Here is a 23,600-nt window from a genome sequence, read left to right as displayed (position 1 = left end):
CGCATTTTTCGGCTATTTCATTCATGAGCGACAGCACGCTAGCGAAGAGCTTCGAGCCCCAGACGATCGAGGCCCAATGGGGCCCCGAATGGGAGCGTCGCGGCTACGCGGCCGCGACCTTCACGCCCGGGCGCAACAATTTCTCGATCCAGTTGCCGCCGCCCAACGTCACCGGCACGCTGCACATGGGGCACGCGTTCAACCAGACGATCATGGACGGCCTCACCCGCTATCACCGGATGCTCGGCGACAACACGCTCTGGGTGCCCGGCACCGACCACGCGGGCATCGCCACGCAGATCGTCGTCGAACGCCAGCTCGACGCGCAGAAAGTCTCGCGCCACGACCTCGGCCGCGAGAAGTTCGTCGAGCGCGTGTGGGAATGGAAGCAGCAGTCGGGCTCGACGATCACGGGCCAGGTGCGCCGGCTCGGCGCCTCGATCGACTGGTCGCGCGAATACTTCACGATGGACGACAAGATGTCGGCCGCCGTGCGCGAGGTGTTCGTGCGCCTTTACGAGCAGGGCCTCGTCTATCGCGGCAAGCGGCTCGTCAACTGGGACCCCGTGCTGCTCACGGCCGTCTCCGACCTCGAAGTCGCGAGCGAGGAGGAAAACGGTCATCTCTGGCACATCCGCTATCCGCTTGCCGACGGCTCGGGCCACCTGAGCGTCGCGACGACGCGGCCCGAGACGATGCTCGGCGACGTCGCCGTGATGGTGCATCCCGAGGACGAGCGCTATGCTCGCCTGATCGGTAAAACCGTCGTGCTGCCGCTCGTGAACCGGGAGATCCCGATCATCGCCGACGACTACGTCGACCGCGAGTTCGGCACCGGCGTCGTGAAGGTGACGCCCGCGCACGACTTCAACGACTACCAGGTCGGCCAGCGCCACGGCCTGCCGCAGATCGAAATCCTCACGCTCGACGCGAAGATCAACGAAAACGCGCCCGAGAAATATCGCGGTCTCGACCGGTTCGAGGCGCGCAGGCAGATCGTCGCCGACCTCGAGGCGCTCGGCCTGCTCGAATCGGTGCAGCCGCACAAGCTGATGGTGCCGCGCGGCGACCGCACCGGCGTCGTGATCGAGCCGATGCTGACCGACCAGTGGTTCGTCGCGATGAGCAAGCCGGCGCCCGAGGGCACGTTCAATCCGGGCAAGTCGATCGCCGAAACCGCGCTCGACGTCGTCAGGAACGGCCAGATCCAATTCGTGCCCGAGAACTGGACGACGACCTACTACCAGTGGCTCGAAAACATCCAGGACTGGTGCATCTCGCGCCAGCTCTGGTGGGGCCACCAGATTCCCGCGTGGTACGGCGAAAAAGGCGAGATCTTCGTCGCGAGAAGCGAGGAAGCGGCGCGCGCGAAGGCCGACGCCGCCGGCTACGAGGGCACGCTGAAACGCGACGAGGACGTGCTCGACACGTGGTTCTCGTCGGCGCTCGCGCCGTTCTCCTCGCTCGGCTGGCCGCAGGACACGCCCGAGCTGCGCCACTTCCTGCCCTCGTCGGTGCTCGTGACCGGCTTCGACATCATCTTCTTCTGGGTCGCGCGGATGGTCATGATGACCACGCACTTCACGGGCAAGGTGCCGTTCGAAACGGTCTACATGCACGGCCTCGTGCGCGACGCCGAGGGCCAGAAGATGTCGAAGAGCAAGGGCAACACGCTCGACCCGATCGACATCGTCGACGGCATCGACCTCGAGGCGCTCGTCGCCAAGCGCACCACGGGCCTCATGAACCCGAAGCAGGCCGCCTCGATCGAGAAGAAAACGCGCAAGGAATTCCCCGACGGCATTCCGTCGTTCGGCACCGACGCGCTGCGCTTCACGATGGCCTCGATGGCGACGCTCGGGCGCAACGTCAACTTCGATCTCGCACGCTGCGAGGGCTACCGCAACTTCTGCAACAAGCTCTGGAACGCGACGCGCTTCGTGCTGATGAACTGCGAGGGCGAGGACTGCGGCTTCAGCAAGCCGGGGGCCTGCCAGCCCGGCGATTGCGGCCCCGGCGGCTACACGGACTTCTCGCAGGCGGACCGCTGGATCGTCTCGCTGTTGCAGCGCACCGAGGCCGAAGTGGCGAAGGGTTTCGCCGACTACCGCTTCGACAACGTCGCCAACGCTGTATACAAATTCGTCTGGGACGAGTACTGTGACTGGTATCTCGAACTCGCGAAAGTCCAGCTCCAGAGCGGTACGCCGGAGCAGCAACGGGCAACGCGACGCACGTTGCTGCGGGTGCTCGAGACCGTATTGCGGCTTGCCCATCCAATCATTCCGTTCATCACCGAAGCGCTCTGGCAGCACGTCGCGCCGTTGTCGGACCGCTATCCGCAGGACACGAAGCCGGGCGAGGCGTCGATCATGGTCCAGCGCTACCCCGTCGCCGAACCCTCGAAGCTCGACGAATCGGCCGAACGATGGGTGGCCGACCTGAAGGCGATCGTCGACGCCTGCCGCAATCTGCGCGGCGAGATGAACCTGTCGCCGGCGACGAAAGTGCCGCTTCTCGCCACCGGCGACGCCGCGCGCCTCCTGGCGTTCGCGCCCTACGTTCAGGCGCTCGCGCGACTTTCGGACGTGCAGGTCATCGCCGACGAGGCGACGCTCGACGGCAAGGCCGACGGCGCGCCCGTCGCCATCGTCGGCACGAACAAGCTCGTGCTGAAGGTCGAGATCGACGTCGCGGCCGAACGCGAGCGACTCTCGAAGGAAATCGCCCGGCTCACCGCCGAGGTCTCGAAATGCAATGCGAAGCTGGGCAATGACAGCTTCGTCGCCAAGGCTCCGCCCGCCGTCGTTGAGCAGGAACAGCGCAGGCTGGCAGAATACCGGGCCACGCTCGGCAAGCTGACCGCGCAGCTCGCGCGGTTGCCGGCCTGAAGGCCGGTGCGGGAAAACTTGCCGCCGTTGCCGTCGCGGGCCGTGCATGGACTGGTGCACGACCCGCTCACGAGGATCAGGGTGAAGACATGCTAAAAGTCACAAAAGCAGTATTTCCGGTAGCGGGTCTCGGTACGCGCTTTCTCCCCGCCACCAAGGCCAGCCCGAAAGAGATGCTGCCGATCGTCGACAAGCCGCTGATCCAGTACGCGGTGGAAGAGGCGATCGCGGCGGGCATCACCGAAATGATCTTCGTGACGGGACGCAGCAAGCGCGCAATCGAGGACCATTTCGACAAATCCTACGAAGTCGAAGCCGAGCTCGAAGCACGCGGCAAGACACAGTTGCTCGAGCTCGTGCGCGGCATCAAGCCGAGCCACGTCGACTGCTTCTACGTGCGCCAGCCTCAGGCGCTCGGCCTCGGCCACGCGGTGCTCTGCGCCGAGAAGCTGGTCGGCGACCATCCGTTCGCCGTGATCCTCGCCGACGACCTGCTCTACGGCAAACCACCCGTCATGCAGCAGATGGTCGAGGTGTTCGATCACTATCACAGCTCAGTGATCGGCGTGGAGGAAATCCCGCCGTCGGACACGAAGTCGTACGGCATCGTGGACGGCAAGGAATGGGAGGACTCGATCGTCAAGCTTTCGGGCATCGTCGAGAAGCCCGCGCCCGAGAACGCGCCGTCGAACCTCGGCGTGGTCGGACGCTACGTGCTCAAGCCGCGCATTTTCGAGCATCTGCGCCAACTCAAGCCCGGCGCGGGCGGCGAACTGCAGCTCACCGACGCGATCCAGTCCCTGCTGGCCGACGAGCAGGTGCTGGCCTACAAGTACCACGGCACGCGCTTCGACTGCGGCAGCAAACTCGGCTACCTGAAGGCGACCGTCGAGTTCGCGCTGCGCCATGCCGAAGTCAGCGCCGAGTTCGACGAGTATCTGCGTACGCGCTCGCCGGTCATGGCGAGCTGACCTGGCGTCGCGCAAGGCCGGTCGTCGTTCTGCCCGGCCTCGAAAAACGGAACGGCCCGCATCGGCGGGCCGTTCCGTTTCGTCCTGTCCGGAAAAATCGGGAGAAACGGTCAGCGCCGCCGCATCAGGAAGACGAACGTCTTGTCCTGCTGCACGCCGCTCTCCACGATCTCGTTGCCGGTCTGCTTCGCGAACGCGGCGAAATCGCGCTGCGAACCCGGATCGGTGGCGAGCACCCTGAGAATCTGACCGCTCGCCATGTCGGCGAGCGCCTTCTTGGCACGCAGGATGGGCAGCGGGCAACTCAGCCCGCGCGCATCCACTTCCTTGTGAACCTGGATCTGCATTGACGATGGACCTTCGGGAATGGCGCGCCGCAACGCATTGCGGCGCTCGCAACGAAGCCCATTCTACCGCACGCGCGGCGCGCGCTCACGGCCGCCGGTCCGGCACGTCGACGAGGATCGGTCAATAGCCGCTGCCGAGCTGGAACTTGCCGACGAGCCGCTTGAGCACGTGCGCCTGGTCGTCGAGCGATTGCGCGGCCGCCGTCGCCTCCTCGACGAGCGCGGCGTTCTGCTGCGTGCCGGCGTCCATCTGCGTGACGGCGCGGTTGATCTCCTCGATGCCCGCGCTCTGCTCGGCCGACGCCGCCGAAATCTCGCCGATGATGTCGGTCACGCGCTTGACCGCCTTCACGACCTCGTCCATCGTCTGGCCCGCGTCCTGCGCGAGCGTCGAGCCGTTCTCGACGCGCTCGACGGACGCCGCGATGAGCGCCTTGATTTCCTTGGCCGCCGCGGCGCTGCGCTGCGCCAGGTTGCGCACCTCGCCCGCCACCACCGAGAAGCCGCGCCCTTCCTCGCCGGCGCGCGCCGCCTCGACGGCCGCGTTCAGCGCGAGGATGTTGGTCTGGAACGCGATGCCCTCGATCACGCCCGTGATGTCGGCGATGCTCTTCGCGCTGTCGCTGATCTCGCCCATCGTCGAGACCACGCGGCCGACCACCTCGCCGCCCTTCTCCGCGATCTCGGACGCGTTGTTCGCGAGCGTGCTGGCCTGCTTCGCGTTGTCGGCGTTCTGCCGCACGGTCGAGGTGAGTTCTTCCATGCTGCTCGCCGTGCGCTCGAGCGCGACCGACTGATCCTCGGTACGGCGCGAGAGGTCGCGGTTGCCGGCCGAAATCTCGCCCGAGGCGGACGCGATCGCCTCCGCGCTCGCGGCGATTTCGCTGACGGTCGAGGAAAGGCCGAGCTGCATGTCGCGCAGCGCGCTCAGCATGCTCGACGTGTCGCCCGCGCGCAGTTCGACCGGGTGCGTGAGGTCGCCCGAGGCGATGCGGCCCGCGATCGCCTTCGCATGCGCCGGCTCGCCGCCGAGCTGACGCGCGAGGCGCCAGACCACCCACTCGCTCACCGCGACCGCGATCACGAGCAGCGCGATGGTGATGCCGGCGATCATCAGGAACGAGGACTGGAAAATGGACGAAGCCGTCGTGACGGTCGCCTTGGCCGCCGTGGCCCGCTGCGCCACGATCTGGTCGACGAGCTGCTCGAGCTTTTCGGTCTCGACGAGCAGCGAGACGTCCTGCATCCCGACCTGCCAGTTCATCTGCGAGAGGTCGAGCGACTGCGCCTGCACGAGCTTGACGAACGTGTGCAGATGGTCAGCCCAGGTCGCGACCGCGTCGGAGAGCTGCTTGTGCTGCGCGAGCGCCGCGCTGCCCGACTGGGCCGAATAGCGTTGCAGCGTCGACAGCTCGGCGTTCAGCGCGCCCAGGTCCTTGTCGATGTCGTTGCCGAGTTCGGTGCGCTCGTTGGCCGTCGTGGCCGTGAGCAGCATCTTTTGCGAGCGGCTCGCGCGCAGCAGGTGGCCGCGCACCTCTTCGGCCGCGACGCTCGCCACGCTGCCCTGATCGTAGATGCTCTGCGCCGACGCGTTCAGACGCCGGATCTGCGTGAGCGAGAGCGCGCCAATGGCCAGCGTGCCGATCAGCACGAGGGCGAAAGCGAGGCGCAAGGTGGCCTTGACCGACAGGCCCATGCCCTCGCGCGAACGCGAGGCGGACGTGTCCTGTTGCGTCTCGTCCGGATTCGCCGCCGCCCCCGCCGCGGGCTCGTCGTCAGGCAGGAAGCTGGTATGCGGATGTGCCTGCGATACTGTATTCATGAGCGTGCCTCACTTATATGTGGTCTGACGCGTCCGGACTCGTGCTCCAGCGCGACTTTTCCTTCTCACCGGAATCTACGGCAAAACCCCCGCGAACCTTTAGCGCGCCACGGCGTGCCGCCCCGCGCCGCCGCAGCGCCCATGCGGCCGCCCGCATGCCCTCCTTCGTCCGGGCTTTCCTGCCTACCGCTTCATGCACGTCCGGCCGACGCATTCCGGCAATACGTTTTCTGCATGGAGAAAAAATACAGTGCCAAAAACGCGGTGTCGAAAGTCGGGCAAAAGTCGGATAAATACCGCGCAATCCGGTCCGTCCAGCCGCTCGCGGCGATGTCCGGATTTCGACAAAAGATGTCCTTACAACTCAGCACAGACACACTACACTGCATTTCTGCGACGAATTCATTACAGCGTTATTTCCAACCTTTCTGCTCGCCTCGGCAGGAGACACCGGGCCCCCTCACCATGCAAACGAGCCTCGACAAGCGCGCCGTCCCCGGCGCGACGACATCCGCGCCACTTTCGCCCCGAACGCAGCAAACGGTCTACTCCGTGCTCGGCGCCATCAGCTTCTCGCATCTGCTCAACGACATGATCCAGTCGCTGATTCTGGCGATCTATCCGATGCTCAAGGACAACTTCGCGCTGTCCTTCGCCCAGATCGGGCTGATCACATTGACCTACCAGATCACGGCGTCGATGCTGCAGCCGCTCGTCGGCACCTATACCGACCGGCGGCCGATGCCGTGGTCGCTGCCCATCGGCATGGGCTTCACGCTGTGCGGATTGCTGCTGATGTCGGTCGCGCCGACCTTCGCGCTGCTGCTCGTGGCGGCGGCGCTCGTCGGCTGCGGCTCGTCGGTGTTCCATCCGGAATCGTCGCGCGTCGCGCGCATGGCCTCGGGCGGCCAGCACGGACTCGCGCAATCGCTGTTTCAGGTGGGCGGCAACGCCGGCTCGTCGCTCGGGCCGCTGCTCGCGGCCGCGATCATCATTCCGCACGGCCAGCACAGCATCGCGTGGTTCTCGGCGGCGGCCCTCGTCGCGATCGTCGTGCTCGCGCAGATCGGCCGCTGGTATCAGCGGCATCCGGCGACGAAGAAAGCGCGCGGCGCGGCGCCGGCCTCCGGCCTGCCGCGCAACCGCGTCATGGCCGCGATGGGCGTGCTCGTGCTGCTCGTGTTCTCGAAGTATTTTTACCTCGCGAGCATCAACAGCTATTTCACGTTCTATCTGATCGACCGCTTCCACCTGAGCGTGCAATCCGCGCAGGTGCATCTGTTCGTGTTCCTCGCGGCCGTCGCGGCCGGCACGATCGTCGGCGGGCCGGTCGGCGACCGGATCGGCCGCAAGTACGTGATCTGGGCATCGATTCTCGGCGTCGCGCCGTTCACGCTGCTGCTGCCCTACGCGAACCTGTTCTGGACCGACGCGCTGAGCGTCGTGATCGGCCTCGTGTTGGCCTCGGCCTTCTCGGCAATTCTCGTCTACGCGCAGGAGCTGATTCCGGGCAAGGTCGGGATGGTGGCGGGGCTCTTCTTCGGCTTCGCGTTCGGGCTCGGCGGGATCGGCGCGGCCGTGCTCGGCCAGCTCGCGGATGCGACCAGCATCGACTACGTCTACAAGGTCTGCTCGTTCCTGCCGCTGATCGGCGTGCTCACCGTGTTTCTGCCCGACGTCGAGGGCAAGCGGCGCCGCAAGGCCGCGGCGCATTGAACGGCCATCGGGCGGCCACGAGGCAGCGCTCCGCTCGACCCCGCATCCTGCTTCCGGGGAGCGTGCCCGGCCAGCGCTACTGTCCCGGCCGCTCGACGAACTCGAACGGCAGGCCGCGCCGCCGCATCCACTCCCCGAGCGCCTGCCCGGTGCCCGCCTTCCACGGGCGCAGCTTCGCCGGCTCGACGAGCCGGTATTCGAGCAGTTCGGGCGACAGCGCGATCGTGCCGTGCGCCTTCACGTGGTAAGCGATGATGAGCTCGTTCTTGCGGATGAACTCGTAGACGCCGATCAGCTCCACGCTGTCGGCGTGAAGCGCGGTCTCCTCGAGCACCTCGCGCGCGATGCCTTCCTCGGGCGTTTCGCCGTTCTCGAGAAACCCGGTGATCAGCGCGAACACGCCTTCCTGCCAAGCCGCGTTGCGCGCGAGCAGGATGCGCCCTTCGTATTCGACGATCGCGGCCACGACGGGCGCCGGGTTGTTCCAGTGCACGTAGCCGCATGCCGCGTCGGGACAGGCCTGACGCAGCCGGCCGCCTTCGTGCTCGGGATCGGCGCGCTCGACGAGCGTCGACGCGCAGCGGGGACAGAATCGATAGTCGGTCATGGGGTCCTGTTGTCTCGTCTCGCATTGCCCGTACCGGCGCGCCGCGATGCGCGGCACACGGCCGAGCCGGTATTCTAGAGCGTGCTCGATCACGGCGTGCCGCGCCGGAACGCGGGCGAACACTCCGCATGAAAGAAGGGCCGCCCGGCGGGGCGGCCCTTCCCTATCCTGGTCTCGTCGCCGGCGCCGCTGCGGAGCAGGCGTCCGGCCAGACCGGACGATCCATCGTCGTCAGAGTCGCGCTTCGACCCAGCCCTTCACGCCGGCAAGCGCCGCCGGCAACGCGGCGGGCTCGGTGCCGCCCGCCTGCGCCATGTCCGGACGGCCGCCGCCCTTGCCGCCCACCTGCTGCGCGACGAAGTTGACGAGCTCGCCCGCCTTCACCTTGCGGCTGGCCTCGGGCGTCACGCCGGCGATCAGGCTGACCTTGCCGCCCTCCACCGACGCGAGCACGATGGCCGCGCTCTTGAGTTTGTCCTTGAGCTTGTCGACGGTCTCGCGCAGCGTCTTCACGTCCGCGCCGTCGAGCGTCGCCGCCAGCACCTGCACGCCGCCGACTTCGACCGCCTGGCCGGCCAGCTCGTCGCCCTGGCTCGACGCGAGCTTCGACTTCAGCGCGGAAAGCTCCTTCTCGAGCGACTTCACCTGGTCCTGAACCTGCGCGATGCGCTGCGTGAGCTCGGACGGCTGCGCCTTCAGCGCCGCGGCCGCCGCGTTCACGCGCGCGTCGAGTTCCTGCACGTAGCGCACGGCGTTGTCGCCCGTGATCGCCTCGACGCGCCGGATGCCCGCGGCCACGCCGCCTTCCATCACGATCTTGAAGAAGCCGATGTCGCCCGTACGCTGCACGTGCGTGCCGCCGCACAGTTCACGCGAGAAGCCGAGATCGAGCACGCGCACCTCGTCGCCGTACTTCTCGCCGAAGAGCGCCATCGCGCCACCCTTGACGGCCTCGTCGTAAGGCATCACCCGCACGATGCCCGGCGCGTTCGCGAACACCTCGGCGTTCACGATGGCCTCGACGCGGCGGATTTCGTCGTCGGTCATCGGCGCGTTGTGGGCGAAGTCGAAGCGGGTCTTCTCCGCGTCGACGAGCGAACCCTTCTGCTGCACGTGTGCGCCGAGCACCTCGCGCAGCGCCTTGTGCATCAGGTGGGTCGCCGAGTGGTTGCGCGCCGTGCGCGCGCGGCGCACCGCGTCGATCTCGGCCTTCACGACGTCGCCCACCCTGAGCGTGCCCTGCTCGAGCAGACCGTGATGGCCCGTCACGTCGGCCTGCACCTTCTGAGTGTCGACGACGGCAAAGCGCACGCTCGCGTTGGCGAGCACGCCCTGATCGCCGATCTGACCGCCCGACTCCGCGTAGAACGGCGTGTGGTCGAGCACGACGACGGCCTGCTGGCCCGTCTTCACTTCGCCGACCGCCGAGCCGTCCACGTAGAGCGCGACGACCTTCGCGTCGTCGAGCACGCTTTCGTCGTAGCCGTGGAACGTCGTCTTCGCGCCCGAGTACTCGAGCCCCTGGGCCATCCTGAACTTGCCGGCCGCGCGCGCCTGCTCGCGCTGGCGCGCCATCGCCTCGTCGAACGCCGGCTCGTCGACGGTGACGCCGCGCTCGCGGCAAACGTCGGCCGTCAGGTCGAGCGGGAAGCCGTAGGTGTCGTGCAGCTTGAACGCGAGCTCGCCGTCGAGCACCTTGCCGCCCCGCTTGTCGAGGTCGGCCAGCTCGGCCTCGAGAATCGACATGCCGTGCTCGATGGTCTCGAAGAAGCGCTCTTCTTCCTGGCGCAGCACGTCGGTCACGCGGGCCTGCGCCTCGGCCAGTTCCGGATAGGCGCCGCCCATCTGCGCGACGAGGTCCGCGACGAGCTTGTGGAAGAACGCGTGCTTGCGGCCGAGCTTGTAGCCGTGGCGGATCGCGCGGCGCACGATCCGGCGCAGCACGTAGCCGCGCCCCTCGTTGCCCGGAATCACGCCGTCGACGATCAGGAACGAGCAGGCGCGGATGTGGTCGGCGATCACCTTCAGCGAGTTGTTCGCGAGGTCGGCCACGCCGGTCTCGCGCCCGGCCGCGGCGATGAGCGCCTGGAACAGGTCGATCTCGTAGTTGCTGTGCACGTGCTGGAGCACGGCGGCGATGCGCTCGAGGCCCATGCCCGTGTCGACGCAGGGCTTGGGCAGCGGCGTCATGTTGCCCTGCGCGTCGCGGTTGAACTGCATGAACACGAGATTCCAGATCTCGATGTAGCGGTCGCCGTCTTCCTCGGGCGAGCCCGGCGGGCCGCCCCAAACCTCGGGACCGTGGTCGTAGAAGATTTCCGAGCACGGGCCGCACGGGCCGGTGTCGGCCATCTGCCAGAAGTTGTCCGACGCGTAGCGCGCGCCCTTGTTGTCGCCGATGCGGATGATCCGCTCCGTCGGCACGCCCACTTCCTTCGCCCAGATATCGTAGGCCTCGTCGTCGTCCTGGTAGACGGTCACCCAGAGCTTGTCCTTCGGCAACCCGTAGACGCTCGTGAGCAGCTCCCACGCGTAGCGGATCGCGTCGCGCTTGAAGTAGTCACCGAACGAAAAGTTACCGAGCATCTCGAAGAACGTGTGGTGCCGCGCGGTGTAGCCGACGTTCTCGAGGTCATTGTGCTTGCCGCCCGCGCGCACGCTGCGCTGCGCCGTCGTGGCGCGCCTGTAGGGCCGCGTTTCCGCGCCGAGGAACACGTCCTTGAACTGCACCATCCCCGAATTGGTGAAGAGCAGCGTCGGATCGTTGCCGGGCACGAGGCTCGACGAACGGACGATCGTATGGCCCTTCGATTCGAAGAACTTGAGGAATTTCTCGCGGATTTCGGCGGCTTTCATGGCGTGCTGGGGGCGGTCTCTTGCTTGAATCTGTGGCCGGTCCGGCCTCGTGGCCGGCGGGCTGCGCACGGGGAGCGCGGCGAACCCGCGGCCGGGTTGTCCGATCTGGACACGGCCCGACCCAGTCGATCGGCCGATGTCCAACCGGCTGATTATACGGGATCGACGCCCGCTCGCGGGGTGCCGGCCGCGGGCTCGCGGGCCGCCGGCAAACCCTCCCGCGCCCGGCGCAGCGGGCTCTGTAGCCACAGGCCTGCCCGCACGCCCCGGTTCGCGTGCGCGGATCGCTTAAGATGTGGGCACGGCAAGCGGCCGGTGCCTGCCCCGACGGCATTGCGCGGCCCCCGACATCAACAAGAGACACGGACAATCTGCCAATGGGCGCTCTCAGCCATCTCCGCGTGCTGGACCTGACCCGCGTGCTCGCGGGCCCGTGGTGCGCGCAAACGCTCGCCGACTTCGGCGCCGACGTCATCAAGGTGGAGCGGCCCGGCGCGGGCGACGACACGCGCGCCTGGGGGCCTCCGTACCTGAAGACGCCGGACGGCGCCGACACGCGCGAGGCCGCCTACTATCTCTCGGCGAACCGCAACAAACGCTCGATCACCGTCGACATCGCCTCGCCCGAGGGCCAGCGCATCGTGCGCGAACTCGCCGCGCGCAGCGACGTGGTGCTCGAGAACTACAAGGCCGGCCAGTTGAAGAAGTACGGCCTCGACTACGAATCGCTGCGCGCGGTGAAGCCGGACCTCGTCTACTGCTCGGTCACGGGCTTCGGGCAGACGGGGCCCTACGCGTCGCGCGCGGGCTACGACTTCATCGTGCAGGGCATGGGCGGCTTCATGAGCCTCACCGGCGAGCGCGACGGCCTGCCGGGCGGCGGGCCGCAGAAGGCCGGCGTCGCGATCACCGACCTCATGACGGGCATGTACGCGACCGTCGCCGTCCTCGCCGCGCTCGCGCATCGGGACCGCACGGGCGTCGGCCAATACGTCGACATGGCGCTCTTCGACGTGCAGGTGGCGATGCTCGCGAACGCCGGCGCCAACTTCCTCGCAAGCGGCCAGCCGCCCGCTCGCTGGGGCAACGCTCATCCGAACATCGTGCCGTACCAGACCTTCCAGACGAGCGACGGCTGGATCATCGTCGCGGTCGGCAACGACGGCCAGTTCCGCAAGTTCGTCGAGACGGGCGGGCGACCGGAGCTCGCCGACGACGCACGGTTCGCGACCAACCCCGCTCGCGTGCGCCACCGCGACGTGCTCGTGCCGATTCTCGCGGACATGGTCCGCGCGCGCGGCAAGCAGGCATGGATCGCCGCGCTCGAGGCGGCCGGCGTGCCGTGCGGACCGATCAACGACCTGGCCGAGGTGTTCGACGACGAGCAGGTGGTCGCCCGCGGGATGGAGGTCGAGTTGCCGCATCCTTCGAGCGGCGCGGTCAGGCTCGTACGCAACCCGGTGCGCATGAGCGAGACGCCGCCGGCCGTGGATCGCCCGCCGCCGACGCTCGGCCAGCACACCGACGCGGTGCTGCGCGACGTGCTCGGCTACGACGCCGGACGCATCGCGGCGCTACGCGGGCAGCGCGTGATCTGACGGTCCGGGGGCACCCGGAACCGGAAAAGCGCGAACCCGGAAAACGCGGGGATCAGCGGGCCAGCGAGGCCAGCCATTCGAGGCCCTCCGGCCAGTCGCCGAGGCCGCTTTGCGCGTTGATGTGCCCGCGCGCGCCGAGGCCGACCCAGCGGCTGCCCCACGCCTCGGCGCAACGCTGCGAGAACGGCACGCTGCCGTAGGGGTCGTCGCTGCTCGCCACGACGAGACCCGGAAACGGCAACGGCTCGAGCGGAATCGGCTCGAAACCCGACGCCGTGCGCGGAAACTGCGGACCGTCGGGATCGGGCACGGCCACGAGCAGCGCGCCGACGACGCGCGCCACGGCGGGCCGGGCCGCCCCTCCGGCGCCGGCGAATTGTCGGCTCGCCTCCTCCCGCCCCGCCACGGCATTGGCCGCGGCGGCAGCTTCCGGCGCGGACGCCGGACCCGGCGTCGCCCGACTTGCCGCGCGCCGCGCGGCCCAGCACGCGATCGTCAGGCACCCGAGACTGTGCGCGGCGAGCAGCACCGGCGCGCCGGCCGCCGCCACGGCTGCGTCGAGCGCCTCGCACCAGGCGTCGCAATCGGGATGCGCCCAATCGGGCATCCGTACCCGCGCAAAACCCGGATGTGCCGCCTCCCAGCGCGTCTGCCAGTGCCCCTCGCCGGAATTCAGATAGCCCGGCACCACCAGCACCTTGTGTTCGATCATCGGAGTCCTTGCCCGAAGAATCCGGACGGGCCGCCGGCGGCGCCCCGGAAGGGCTGCCGCGGCGCGAGCCTCGTCAGGTAGAATGGAAGTCACACACAGCCGGGCGCGCAGCGCGCCCGGCCGCGAACGACCTCCCCCTTTTCGCATGGCATGAATACCGAACGCAACGACGCGCCCGCGGCATCCAATTTCATCCGCAACATCATCGACGACGACAACCGCTCCGGCAAGTGGGGCGCGCGCGTGGAAACGCGCTTTCCGCCCGAGCCGAACGGCTACCTGCACATCGGCCACGCGAAGAGCATCTGCCTGAATTTCGGCATCGCGAAGCACTACGGCGGCGTTTGCCACCTGCGCTTCGACGACACGAACCCGGAAAAGGAGAGCGTCGAGTACGTCGAGTCGATCGTCGACGCGGTGAAGTGGCTCGGCTTCGACTGGAGCAAGGACGGCGCCGAGCATCGCTACTACGCGAGCGACTACTACGACAAACTCTACGCATTCGCCGAGTTGCTGATTACGCGCGGCAAGGCCTACGTGGACAGCCAGTCGGCCGACGAGATGCGCGCGAACCGCGGCTCGCTGACCGAGCCCGGCAAGCCTTCGCCGTACCGCGAGCGCACGCCCGAAGAAAACCTCGACCTGTTCCGCCGCATGAAGGCCGGCGAGTTCGCCGAGGGGCAGCACGTGCTGCGCGCGAAGATCGACATGGCCTCGCCGAACATCAACATGCGCGATCCGGTCATCTACCGGATCCGCTTCGCGCATCACTACCGCACCGGCGACACATGGTGCGTGTATCCGATGTACGACTACACGCACTGCATTTCGGACGCGCTCGAAAACATCACGCACTCGCTCTGCACGCTCGAGTTCGAAGACCACCGGCCGCTCTACGACTGGGTGCTCGGCGAGCTCGCCGACGCGGGCGTGTTCGCGCGGCCGCTGCCGCAGCAAATCGAGTTCTCGCGCCTGAACCTCACCTACGCGATCACGAGCAAGCGCAAACTGCTGCAGCTCGTCACCGAGGGCCACGTGGACGGCTGGGACGACCCGCGCATGCCGACCATCGTCGGCATGCGGCGGCGCGGCTTCACGCCGGAGAGCATCCAGCTCTTCTGCGAGCGCGTCGGCATCACCAAGGTCGATTCGTGGATCGACATGAGCGTGTTCGAGGGCGCGCTGCGCGACGATCTCGACGCGAAGGCGCCACGCGCGATCGCCGTGCTCGATCCGCTCAAACTGGTCATCGACAACTTCCCCGAAGGCCAGACCGAAACGTGCAGCGCCCCAGTCCACCCGCATCACCCCGAGCGCGGCACGCGGACGTTCCCGATCTCGCGCGAGCTCTGGATCGAGCGCGAGGATTTCAACGAGACGCCGCCGAAGGGCTATTTCCGGCTGTTCCCCGGCAACCGGGTGCGGCTGCGCTACGGCTACGTGATCGAATGCACGGGCGCCGACAAGGACGAGCACGGCAACGTGACGGCCGTGCACTGCAACTACTATCCGGACAGCAAGTCAGGCACGCCGGGCGCGGACAACTACAAGGTGAAGGGCAACATTCACTGGGTCAGCACGACGCATGCGCTGCCGGCCGAGGTGCGGCTCTACGACCGCCTGTTCCGCGAACCGCAGCCGGATGCCGGCGGCCGCAACTTCCTCGAGGCGCTGAACCCCGATTCGAAGCGCGTCGTGCAGGCGTTCCTCGAACCGGGCACGCGCGACGCCGAGCCGGAAGCCCGTTACCAGTTCGAGCGGCACGGCTACTTCGTCGCCGACCGTGTCGATTCGCAGCCGGGCCGGCCGGTGTTCAACCGCATCGTGTCGCTGCGCGATAGCTGGGGCAAGCCCGCCTGAGCGCGGCCTCGCCCGCCGGGGCGGCGTCTACAGCGTCCGATGCAGTTCCGTCAGCGAAAGCGCGGTCCGGAACAGCCGGGCGAGACTACGGCTCGCGTACCGGTCGATCTCGCCCGGCGCCGTCCAGCGGTAGGCATCCATTTCGGGGATCATCACGCCGTCTCCGCGGCGAGGGAAAAGCGAAGTGCAGACGCAGCGCGACAGATCCAGCTCGCCGGCATGAGCGCGAGCGGCGAACAGATGCAGGTCCTTGTCGCGGCGATAGGCGAACCGGCCCAGCTCCCTGAGCCGCGAGGGGGCGAGCACGAAACCCGTCTCCTCGACCATCTCGCGCAGCGCGGCCTCAACTTCCGTTTCGCCGATTTCGCCCTGCCCTTTCGGAATGTCCCAGTGATCGGTGCCCGTCGCGTGCGCCAGCAGCGCACGTCCGTCGGGATCGAGCAGCACGACGCCGCACGACACGGTTTTCTCGATCGACGCCCCGTTCACGCGCCGTCTCCGGCCTCGCCCGCCGCGCTGAACCGCTTCATCGCGACGACAAGCCGGGCACCCCGGCGAAAGCGGGTTCCGAACGACATCGACATCCGGTATATCCTCCCTGATTGCCGCCCGCGCGAAATGCGCCGGGCGCTAAGCCCATCCGATCCGGCCAGTCGTAATTTTATTCACAACTGAATTGCCGTAAGCCTACTTTATCCGGCCGTGGCGCCGTGGAACATTGGAGCCCACCACCAACCCGACGGCCGGCAACCGCCCGCGCGAGCCCGGCCCTGATCAGGAGAGAGAACACGATGGAATCGATCGGCACGCAGGGACTCGTCATTCCGCGCCTCGGCTTCGGCACGTTCCGCATGCCGGGCATGGATTGCCAGCCCGTCGTCGAAAGCGCGCTCGACATCGGCTACCGGCACATCGACACGGCGCAGATGTACCAGAACGAAGAAGGCGTCGGCGCCGCGATCGCCGCGTCGGGCCTCGCCCGCGCCGAGCTGCACGTCACCACCAAGGTCTGGCACGAGAACCTCGCGCCCGACGCGATCCGCCGCGCGCTCGACGACAGCCTCCGAAAGCTGCGGCTCGATTTCGTCGACCTGTATATGATCCACTGGCCCGGCCGCGACATGAAGCTCGCCGCCGCGCTCGAAACCCTCGAATCGCTGCGCGAGCGGGGCCTCGTGCGCGCGATCGGCGTCTGCAATTTCAACATGACGCTGCTGAGGACGGCCGTCGAAGCGATCGGCGCGCCCATTGCCTGCCATCAGATCGAGTATCACCCGTTCCTCTCGCAGCGCCCGATGCTCGACTACCTGCGCGGCAAGGGCATTCCGCTCGTCGCCTACTCGCCGCTCGCGCAGGGACGCGCGGCCAGCCACCCCACGCTCGCGAAAATCGGCGAGAAGCACGGCGCCACAGCCGCGCAGATCGCCATCGCCTGGCTGCTCGACCAGGACGGCGTGCTGGCCATCCCGAAGGCGCAGCGACGCGAAAGCCAACAGTCGAACTTCGACGCCCAGTCGATCCGTCTCGACGACGAGGATCGCGCGGCCATTGCCGCGCTGCCCAAGGACCAGCGCTTCGTGAACCCGCCGTTCGCGCCGCAATGGGACGCCTGATCGCCGGGTAGACGGCACTTCGAATGACGGCGCGCGCAACGGCACGGCACGACGCACGATCACATCGCGAACCCGGACCGAAACCGAAGTCTGGCGCGCGCCGGAACTCGAAGCCGACTTGCCGTGCGGCTGCTTCGCCAGCTTCCCGTATGCTGCGCATCAGATACTTCCGTGCCCATAGCGCCGGGGGACGGCGCTATGGGCAGCGTCCGCGCGGACGGACGAAATCGGATAGGGCCGCCTCGGCCTCCTCCCTATTTGACGGTCTGGATGACCTCGAACCCCTCGAATTCCGGATGCCCGAGGTAAAGCGGGCGCACGCTGCCGTCGCCGGCGTTGCGATGTGCAGCGCGGAAGGCTTCGGATTGCGTCCATTGCTCGAAGGCCGCCCGGCTGGCCCATACCGTATGGCTGGCGTAGAGGACGTAATCGTCGCGCTGAGGGCCGCGCAACAGATGAAATTCGACGAAGCCGGGAACCTCGTGCAGATGCGTGTCCCGATTGCTCCAGACCTGCTCGAACGCGGCCTCGGAACCGGACGCGACCTTGAAACGGTTCATGGCGATGTACATGGGCTGACTCCTTTGAGGAAAACGCGTGCCCCAAGGCAGACGGCCTGCCAGGCGACACAACCGGCATCATGCGCAACCACGCTGTACCTTTACCACACGTAGTTTACTTGCCGGGCGTGCGGTGAACTGCCTGGGAAACACGCGCACCTTCCCGGGGCGAACAGAACGCATGCTTTGGCGCCTGCCTATTTCTTGAATCGCCCATCGTCAAGCTGCCTGGGCATCGTTCGCCTCGTCTTGCGCATCGCCCTGATCTCATTGAGCGTCGATTCAGTTATTAGCCCGGGAACTCAAGTGGCACAGAACCCTTACATTCTGCCGAGATGATGTCGCACGCATACATGCGTCCACGATCATTAACGGCCTGGTCCTTTGCGGCATCCCCCGCCGCGTCCGGCATGCATTCGAACGCCTGCGCACGCTGGCTTCGTGGCGCCGCTCGACCGCACTGAACCAACCGTTACGCATAACGATCGGCACAAGCTGTGCCATCATCCATCGCCCGCAGAAAGACGCGCCTGATTCCATCGTTATCGGTCGGCATATCCCATTGCGACAGGCGCATTTCATCGCGCATGAAGGACAGAACGTCATCCAGTTCCGACCGGATCAATGAGCGAAACTCGAAACGAAGCTCGTAATACATAGCGAAGTCTCGCCGGTCTTCACAGCGCTGTCGCTCCTCATCCTTCGCGATCTCACGGTGCTTCTGCCGAGGTACACCCCTGATTTTCTCCCAGAAGTAATCACGGTACCGATTGGCCGTCATCAACATGCATTGCCCAGCCGAAGAACTTGAGTGGGACATAAAGCGTGTTGTACATCAGAGACCTTGCCTCGATCCGTTAACGTCGAAGGAAGCATCGTAACGGGGAGTGAGGGATATTTCTGCGCGGCTACCCGCGTCTTTCAAGACGACCAACAAGGGAATGACGAAATGACTTCGGGATAATGCGTGCGTGCAGCCCGTAAAGCCGGAGGACCGAGTTTGGATTAGCCACGCCGTAACATCAGCTTGTGATTACGGCTCTATTCCCGGCACACATCGCCGAGTTAGAAGTGGCGTAGACGATTGATTTCGCGAGAAGATCTGGTACGGCAGGAGGGACTCGAACCCCCCACCCTCGGCTTAGAAGGCCGATGCTCTATCCAGCTGAGCTACTGCCGTATTGATGCGGGCGGCTGATTGCCGCGTGCATATTGCAGGGACCGAAACCGTCCGCCATGAAACGCTTGCGCGCCGCGAACCGCGAGGCAGGCTGTCGCACGACGGGAATGCACAATTATACCGTGCCCCCTGTGGACCGCCCCGCCCAGGCCGGTCACGCCGGCTGTGGATGCAGCATGAACCAGCCGAGGCAGATCGCGCCCGCGATCACGCAATAAACGCCGAATGAGGCGAGCCGCCCGCGTCCCTCGAAATAGCGCATCAGGAACCGTACGCTCAGCCAGGCCGCGATGCCCGTCAGCACCCCGCCGAGCACCGCGGTGCCGAGCTCGCCCGGGGCATGGAGCAGCTTGGGCAATTCGAGCACGCCGGCCGCGAAAATGATCGGCGTGCCAAGCAGAAACGAGAATTCGGCCGCCTTTTCGGTGGTCATTCCCGCCGCGTTGCCGGCAATCATCGTCAGCCCGCTGCGGGAAAAACCCGGAATCAGCGCGCCGATCTGCGCGAGGCCGACCAGAAAAGCCTGCCTGAACGTCAGATTCTCCGGCGTGCGATACGCCCGGACACGTTGCAGACGGTCGCCGAACCACAGCAGCACGCCGTTGACGATCAACGCGATCGCGACGATGCGCAGGTCGTGAAAAATCCGTTCGAGGTGCTTTTCGAGCACGACGCCGACCACGCCGGCCGGAATCGTGCCGATGATGAGCGCCCATGCCATGTGGCCGTCCTCGCTGCGCCGCCCGACGAGCGAGCCGAAGAACCCGCCAATGACCGCGATCCAGCGCGTGCGGAAATACCAGAGCAGGGCAATCGCCGTGCCGAGGTGCAGCGCCACGAGAAACGGCAGCAGTTGCGGCGCGTGCTGGTCGATATGCATGCCGAACAATGCCGGCACGAGCAGCGTGTGCCCCAGACTGCTGACCGGGAAAAGCTCGGTGACGCCCTGCAGCACACTCAGAAACAGCAGAAACCAGAGACTCACGCGCGGATCCTCGTCATGATTGAACATTGCGCCGGAGCCTCGCGGAGCCGGTGCGTGGGAGCGCACCGATTATGCCTGGGCATTGGGTCAACGCCAAGCATTCGAACCGTTTTGTCAAAAAATTTACCGCATCGCAACACTCTCGACGATCAGGAACCGTCGCGCGCGAGAACCGCGGCTACCGCGATTTCGACGCGGCCGACAATCCCGAATGGCCGCGCGGAAAAGGCGCACGCCTATGCTCAACGCACGATCCGATAAAAGAAATACACGGTGCTGCCCGCGAACATGCCGAACACGGCCATGCCCATTGCCATCGCCAGGTCCATGACGGATTCTCCAGTAGATCACCCACGCTCAATGCCGTGGACCAGTCGATTATCCGTGCGGACCGGCTCCTCGCGACACCCGCGCTTTCCCGACGCAGGGTTTCCACGAACCGGAAAGCAGCGCACAATCCATCGGCGCGGCGCATGCCGACAGGCCCGCTGCGCCTTCCGTCCCCGGCATCGTCACGACTCTTCCGCTTATCCACCATGTCCACGTCCACGCTTCCGCCTCAGGATCTCGTCAGCATCGCCGACGGCCGCTCCGTCCTGCAATTCGCCCCCTGGGCCGGGGGACGGCTGCTGTCCTGGCTGATCGACGAGGAACCGGTCATTCGCTGGCCCGAGCAGGCGAACTGGAACCAGCCGGCCCGCGTGCGCGGCGGCAATCCGCTGCTTTTCCCGTTTCTGGGACGCCATCGCGTCGACGGCCGGCTCGGCTACTGGCGCGACGCGCAGGGCACCGTACGCGAGTTGTCGATGCACGGTTTCGCGCGCGACCTGCCGTTTGCAGCGAACATCGACGACGATGGCCGGGGCCTGCGAATGACGCTCGTCGACAGCCCCGAGACCCGTAGCGGCTATCCGTTCGGATTCCGGTTCGAGGCGGCCTATCGCCTCGCCGACTCCCGGATACTCGACGTCGCGCTCGTCACGACCAACACCGGAACCGCACCGCTGCCCTGGTACGCCGGCCATCATTTTTATTTCGCCCTGCCGCATACCCAGCGCGCCCAGACCGCGCTCGAGTTGCCCCGCACACGGCGGCGTTATCAGTTGCCCGACGGCGCGATCAGCGCGCCCGAACCCGGCGCCCCCCGCTACACGCTCGACGATCCGCTCATCGTCGAGCGCTTCCATTGCCTCGAAGAAACCCCGCCAGAAAAACCCGTCACGCTCGTCGCACCGGGCCTGCACCGGACGGTCACGATCGATCTTGCGCGCCCGTCCTCGGTTCCCTGGTATGCGGTGACGACCTGGACCGAAGCGCCCGATTCCGACTTCTATTGTGTGGAGCCCTGGCTCGGCCTGCCGGACGCGATTCACAACGGCCTCGGCCTGCGCTGGCTCGCCCCCGGCGAATCGGAAACGGCAGCGCTACGCATCAGCGTCGGCGAGTTGCGCTGACGCACTACTCACGCCCCCCGCAATCAGTCCGTCCGACTTCCGGCCCAGCGCCGCAGGCTCCGTTTGCCGCCTGCGTAAAAGGCGTCGCACAGCACGGCCAGATCAATCCGCGAAAACGGTCGTGTGCCGCATGGCGCGACAAACCGCTAGAATCGTACGCTTTGCCATCCACCCGAACGGGCGGCCCGCCGAGGCCACCCGTTCCTGGCGGCGTTCTGCGAGGTTTTTTCGATGTCGGCAACGGGAATCAGACGACTTATTTGCGTGTTGCTTGTCGCACTGCTCGCCGCCTGCGGGCTGCCGCCGGTCGGCCCCGGCTATTACCGCGTCCAGAGCGGCGATACGGTGAGCCGAATCGCTTACCAGAACCATCAAACCGTGCAGAACATCGCGCGCTGGAACAATCTGTCGAATCCCAATTCGATCGACGTCGGCCAGGTGCTGCGCATCGCGCCGCCCGCCGGCACCGTGACCGTCCCCCCGGGACGCAGCGCGCCGCGCAGCCCGGTTCCCGCTCCTGTCGCCCGCCCGGCTCCGAGTGTCGCGCCCGAGGCGCCGCCTCCCGCGCCCGCGGCATCGATCTCGCTCATCTGGCCGACCAGCGGGAAAGTCATCCGCAAGTTCGACGGCAACAACTCGAAGGGCATCGACATCGCCAACAGCGCAGGCACGCCAATCGTCGCGGCGGCCGGCGGCACGGTCGTCTATGCCGGCAACGGCCTGCGCGGCTACGGCAATCTGCTGATCATCAAGCACAATGCGGATTACCTGACCGCTTACGCGCACAATCAGGCGTTATTGGTGAAGGAAGGCCAGCGGATCTCGCAGGGTCAGAAAGTCGCCGAGATGGGCAATACCGACGCCGACCAGGTCATGCTGCATTTCGAACTGCGTTATCAGGGCCGCTCCATCGATCCGCTGCGCTACCTGCCCGCGCGATAGACGCCTTGCCGGATTTTCGCAATCGTATTACCGATAAAAAAAGCCCGGCGAAAAGCCGGGCTAACGGGGGTTTCGGCGCATATCGGCAAAGGACCGTTCACCATGCGCCAGATGAAAATCTAGCAACGGCTTCATATCCGTGCAATCGACCGATTCCTGAAAAATGTGACGCGGCGTACGGATTATGAATTACGGGAGATTATTTTCTGATTATTAATTCAGACCTGACCAAAAAAGTCATTCCTCAGGTTTTAAAATATCCTGCTCCAAAGTCGCACACCTATTTTCACGCAATACGATGACCCGGCATTTAAATGACACCTCCCTCTCGCAGGGATTTAAGCCGGCATATTTTCATCAGATCATAGCCACGCATTTAAGTGCCATGCCTTTTTTATTTTCTGACGAAACATAACCCGATTCGAGCAGTCGGCAAAACAATTGCGCTATCGCCCACAACGAATTCCGGGAATCGGATGATAGTATCGACCGCAACGCGCCCCACGATCATGACGACTCACGACACCTCCCCCAGCCCCCTCTACACCAGGTTGCTTGGCGAAACGGCCAAAATCGACTGGCAGGATCTCGAGCGTTTTTTCGCCCAGGGCAAACTGCTATGGATTGCGAGCGACCTGGATCTCGTGAGCGTCGCCGAGGCCATCGCCAACGACGATACTGGGCGCATCACCGAATGGCTATCGGCCGGCCATGTCCAGCGCATGCAAGCCGAGACCGCAGCCGATGTCGGCACGCGCAATCCCGAGCTTTGGGCCGTCGTTGTCTCGCCGTGGGTGTGCGTGCAGGAACGCCGTTAATATGAGTACCGCTGGGCTCGTCGCGCAGGCGTGCAGCGTGAGCGATCGAGCCGGATTGTTCAGCATGCCGTGTAATTTTTCTGGGAGTACCCCAACTGCTCGTCGCCCCCTCGGCAATCACGGGCTATGGGCAGCGTTGCTCGTCTTCATGGCCTGTCGGGGTCTCACGCTCTTTCCGTGGCTACTCCTCCGATCACGGCGATCATCCGAAGACAAGCCACGAAATCATTGGGAAGGAGCCTGGTCGTCGAGCATCATGGGTGGCCGGGTATCGGTCGGCACGCCGTGATAATCGGGCGGATCCTTCGGCGGAGGGCCATGGAACTTGATGGTCGGGTTGTCAACGCAGCCGGCCAACGAGATCAGCATGATTAGCGCGAGCCCAAGGCGATTTTTTGTCAATTTAACCGCTCCTCTTAAATTCACCGGGGCAGACTCACTCTGAGTCCCCTGTGCCAAAACCATGGAGCCTTTAAACACGAAACCCCGCCGGTCCTGCGAGGGCCGGCGGGGTCTGGTGAGGAGGGGAGCCTGACGATTACCTACTTTCACACGGGGATCCGCACTATCATCGGCGTGGAGTCGTTTCACGGTCCTGTTCGGGATGGGAAGGGGTGGGGCCGACTCGCTATGGTCATCAGGCATGACGGGTTGCTGCGTCGCAGGAG

Annotated in this window: 19 protein-coding genes, 1 tRNA gene and 1 rRNA gene; 9 read left to right on the top strand and 12 right to left on the bottom strand. The window is 66.0% G+C overall.

The window, feature by feature from the left end; genetic code table 11:
- The first annotated feature begins 23 nt into the window (after positions 1 to 23).
- Both CY652_RS21525 and galU read left to right on the top strand, forming a co-directional pair.
- Positions 24 to 2,891: a valine--tRNA ligase gene (locus CY652_RS21525; protein WP_102132747.1), complete on the top strand. Its 2,868-nt coding sequence runs from the start codon at positions 24 to 26 to the stop codon at positions 2,889 to 2,891.
- A gap of 89 nt (positions 2,892 to 2,980) precedes the next feature.
- Positions 2,981 to 3,862 carry a UTP--glucose-1-phosphate uridylyltransferase GalU gene (galU, locus tag CY652_RS21520; RefSeq protein ID WP_102132746.1) on the top strand — a complete coding sequence of 294 codons (882 nt, stop codon included), beginning with the start codon at positions 2,981 to 2,983 and terminating at the stop codon, positions 3,860 to 3,862.
- A 110-nt stretch (positions 3,863 to 3,972) separates the two neighbouring features.
- Here the strand turns inward: galU and CY652_RS21515 are convergent, their stop codons facing one another.
- A complete protein-coding gene (locus CY652_RS21515; protein ID WP_102132765.1) occupies positions 3,973 to 4,203 on the bottom strand; it encodes a sulfurtransferase TusA family protein in 231 nt (76 codons plus the stop codon).
- A gap of 127 nt (positions 4,204 to 4,330) precedes the next feature.
- On the bottom strand, positions 4,331 to 6,031 hold the full coding sequence (locus CY652_RS21510; protein ID WP_374703688.1) for a methyl-accepting chemotaxis protein: 1,701 nt from the start codon (positions 6,029 to 6,031) through the stop codon (positions 4,331 to 4,333).
- A 465-nt stretch (positions 6,032 to 6,496) separates the two neighbouring features.
- On the opposite strand from CY652_RS21510, the gene CY652_RS21505 reads away from it, so the two are divergent.
- Complete coding sequence (locus CY652_RS21505; RefSeq protein ID WP_102132745.1) at positions 6,497 to 7,747, top strand: MFS transporter; 1,251 nt, start codon at positions 6,497 to 6,499, stop codon at positions 7,745 to 7,747.
- Positions 7,748 to 7,823: 76 nt separating this feature from the next.
- Here the strand turns inward: CY652_RS21505 and CY652_RS21500 are convergent, their stop codons facing one another.
- Both CY652_RS21500 and alaS read right to left on the bottom strand, forming a co-directional pair.
- The gene (locus tag CY652_RS21500; protein ID WP_102132763.1) at positions 7,824 to 8,354 is read right to left on the bottom strand and encodes an NUDIX domain-containing protein; all 531 of its coding nucleotides are present in this window, start codon (positions 8,352 to 8,354) and stop codon (positions 7,824 to 7,826) included.
- A 231-nt stretch (positions 8,355 to 8,585) separates the two neighbouring features.
- The gene (gene alaS, locus CY652_RS21495; protein ID WP_102132744.1) at positions 8,586 to 11,210 is read right to left on the bottom strand and encodes an alanine--tRNA ligase; all 2,625 of its coding nucleotides are present in this window, start codon (positions 11,208 to 11,210) and stop codon (positions 8,586 to 8,588) included.
- 377 nt (positions 11,211 to 11,587) lie between these two features.
- On the opposite strand from alaS, the gene CY652_RS21490 reads away from it, so the two are divergent.
- A complete protein-coding gene (locus tag CY652_RS21490) occupies positions 11,588 to 12,808 on the top strand; it encodes a CaiB/BaiF CoA transferase family protein (protein WP_102132743.1) in 1,221 nt (406 codons plus the stop codon).
- A gap of 52 nt (positions 12,809 to 12,860) precedes the next feature.
- On the opposite strand, the gene CY652_RS21485 is transcribed toward CY652_RS21490, so the two are convergent.
- Positions 12,861 to 13,520 carry an RBBP9/YdeN family alpha/beta hydrolase gene (locus CY652_RS21485; protein WP_102132742.1) on the bottom strand — a complete coding sequence of 220 codons (660 nt, stop codon included), beginning with the start codon at positions 13,518 to 13,520 and terminating at the stop codon, positions 12,861 to 12,863.
- Between the two features lie 150 nt (positions 13,521 to 13,670).
- Between CY652_RS21485 and CY652_RS21480 the strand changes: the two genes are divergently transcribed.
- A complete protein-coding gene (locus CY652_RS21480) occupies positions 13,671 to 15,380 on the top strand; it encodes a glutamine--tRNA ligase/YqeY domain fusion protein (RefSeq protein ID WP_102132741.1) in 1,710 nt (569 codons plus the stop codon).
- 27 nt (positions 15,381 to 15,407) lie between these two features.
- On the opposite strand, the gene CY652_RS21475 is transcribed toward CY652_RS21480, so the two are convergent.
- Positions 15,408 to 15,869: an NUDIX hydrolase gene (locus tag CY652_RS21475; protein WP_102132740.1), complete on the bottom strand. Its 462-nt coding sequence runs from the start codon at positions 15,867 to 15,869 to the stop codon at positions 15,408 to 15,410.
- A gap of 302 nt (positions 15,870 to 16,171) precedes the next feature.
- Between CY652_RS21475 and CY652_RS21470 the strand changes: the two genes are divergently transcribed.
- On the top strand, positions 16,172 to 16,993 hold the full coding sequence (locus CY652_RS21470) for an aldo/keto reductase (protein WP_102132739.1): 822 nt from the start codon (positions 16,172 to 16,174) through the stop codon (positions 16,991 to 16,993).
- A 254-nt stretch (positions 16,994 to 17,247) separates the two neighbouring features.
- On the opposite strand, the gene CY652_RS21465 is transcribed toward CY652_RS21470, so the two are convergent.
- The 4 genes from CY652_RS21465 to CY652_RS21450 all read right to left on the bottom strand — a co-directional run bounded on the left by CY652_RS21465 (position 17,248) and on the right by CY652_RS21450 (position 19,718).
- Positions 17,248 to 17,565, bottom strand: coding sequence for an antibiotic biosynthesis monooxygenase family protein (locus CY652_RS21465; protein ID WP_102132738.1), 318 nt, complete (start codon positions 17,563 to 17,565; stop codon positions 17,248 to 17,250).
- A gap of 460 nt (positions 17,566 to 18,025) precedes the next feature.
- Positions 18,026 to 18,340, bottom strand: coding sequence for a hypothetical protein (locus tag CY652_RS21460; protein WP_102132737.1), 315 nt, complete (start codon positions 18,338 to 18,340; stop codon positions 18,026 to 18,028).
- 316 nt (positions 18,341 to 18,656) lie between these two features.
- Positions 18,657 to 18,733, bottom strand: a tRNA-Arg gene (locus tag CY652_RS21455).
- Positions 18,734 to 18,887: 154 nt separating this feature from the next.
- Positions 18,888 to 19,718, bottom strand: coding sequence for an undecaprenyl-diphosphate phosphatase (locus CY652_RS21450; protein WP_102132762.1), 831 nt, complete (start codon positions 19,716 to 19,718; stop codon positions 18,888 to 18,890).
- A gap of 536 nt (positions 19,719 to 20,254) precedes the next feature.
- Between CY652_RS21450 and CY652_RS21445 the strand changes: the two genes are divergently transcribed.
- From CY652_RS21445 to CY652_RS21435, 3 genes are all read left to right on the top strand, one after another.
- Positions 20,255 to 21,172, top strand: a complete 918-nt coding sequence (locus tag CY652_RS21445) for an aldose epimerase family protein (RefSeq protein WP_102132736.1) — start codon at positions 20,255 to 20,257, stop codon at positions 21,170 to 21,172.
- A 231-nt stretch (positions 21,173 to 21,403) separates the two neighbouring features.
- A complete protein-coding gene (locus CY652_RS21440) occupies positions 21,404 to 22,114 on the top strand; it encodes a peptidoglycan DD-metalloendopeptidase family protein (RefSeq protein ID WP_102132735.1) in 711 nt (236 codons plus the stop codon).
- A 509-nt stretch (positions 22,115 to 22,623) separates the two neighbouring features.
- Entirely contained in the window at positions 22,624 to 22,932 is a 309-nt protein-coding gene (locus CY652_RS21435) for a DUF2288 domain-containing protein (protein ID WP_180970719.1), read from the top strand.
- 225 nt (positions 22,933 to 23,157) lie between these two features.
- Here CY652_RS21435 and CY652_RS24605 read toward each other — a convergent pair whose 3' ends face one another.
- The gene (locus CY652_RS24605; RefSeq protein WP_180970718.1) at positions 23,158 to 23,301 is read right to left on the bottom strand and encodes a hypothetical protein; all 144 of its coding nucleotides are present in this window, start codon (positions 23,299 to 23,301) and stop codon (positions 23,158 to 23,160) included.
- 160 nt (positions 23,302 to 23,461) lie between these two features.
- Positions 23,462 to 23,574 (bottom strand): 5S ribosomal RNA (gene rrf, locus CY652_RS21430).
- Between the last annotated feature and the right edge of the window lie 26 nt (positions 23,575 to 23,600).

Origin of the sequence: Burkholderia sp. WAC0059 (genome assembly GCF_002870125.1) — a bacterium.
Taxonomy (GTDB): Bacteria; Pseudomonadota; Gammaproteobacteria; order Burkholderiales; family Burkholderiaceae; genus Paraburkholderia.
The sequence above is the reverse complement of the archived record's forward strand: the minus strand, read 5'-3'. Positions and strand labels throughout refer to the sequence as shown.

Coding starts and splice junctions, on each gene's coding strand:
- CY652_RS21445 (WP_102132736.1), top strand. CDS start 20,255: ATGTCCACGTCCACGCTTCCGCCTCAGGATCTCGTCAGCATCGCCGAC.
- CY652_RS24605 (WP_180970718.1), bottom strand. CDS start 23,301: ATGCTGATCTCGTTGGCCGGCTGCGTTGACAACCCGACCATCAAGTTC.
- alaS (WP_102132744.1), bottom strand. CDS start 11,210: ATGAAAGCCGCCGAAATCCGCGAGAAATTCCTCAAGTTCTTCGAATCG.
- CY652_RS21505 (WP_102132745.1), top strand. CDS start 6,497: ATGCAAACGAGCCTCGACAAGCGCGCCGTCCCCGGCGCGACGACATCC.
- CY652_RS21440 (WP_102132735.1), top strand. CDS start 21,404: ATGTCGGCAACGGGAATCAGACGACTTATTTGCGTGTTGCTTGTCGCA.
- galU (WP_102132746.1), top strand. CDS start 2,981: ATGCTAAAAGTCACAAAAGCAGTATTTCCGGTAGCGGGTCTCGGTACG.
- CY652_RS21510 (WP_374703688.1), bottom strand. CDS start 6,031: ATGAATACAGTATCGCAGGCACATCCGCATACCAGCTTCCTGCCTGAC.
- CY652_RS21470 (WP_102132739.1), top strand. CDS start 16,172: ATGGAATCGATCGGCACGCAGGGACTCGTCATTCCGCGCCTCGGCTTC.
- CY652_RS21490 (WP_102132743.1), top strand. CDS start 11,588: ATGGGCGCTCTCAGCCATCTCCGCGTGCTGGACCTGACCCGCGTGCTC.
- CY652_RS21460 (WP_102132737.1), bottom strand. CDS start 18,340: ATGTTGATGACGGCCAATCGGTACCGTGATTACTTCTGGGAGAAAATC.
- CY652_RS21500 (WP_102132763.1), bottom strand. CDS start 8,354: ATGACCGACTATCGATTCTGTCCCCGCTGCGCGTCGACGCTCGTCGAG.
- CY652_RS21480 (WP_102132741.1), top strand. CDS start 13,671: ATGAATACCGAACGCAACGACGCGCCCGCGGCATCCAATTTCATCCGC.
- CY652_RS21465 (WP_102132738.1), bottom strand. CDS start 17,565: ATGTACATCGCCATGAACCGTTTCAAGGTCGCGTCCGGTTCCGAGGCC.
- CY652_RS21435 (WP_180970719.1), top strand. CDS start 22,624: ATGACGACTCACGACACCTCCCCCAGCCCCCTCTACACCAGGTTGCTT.
- CY652_RS21525 (WP_102132747.1), top strand. CDS start 24: ATGAGCGACAGCACGCTAGCGAAGAGCTTCGAGCCCCAGACGATCGAG.
- CY652_RS21485 (WP_102132742.1), bottom strand. CDS start 13,520: ATGATCGAACACAAGGTGCTGGTGGTGCCGGGCTATCTGAATTCCGGC.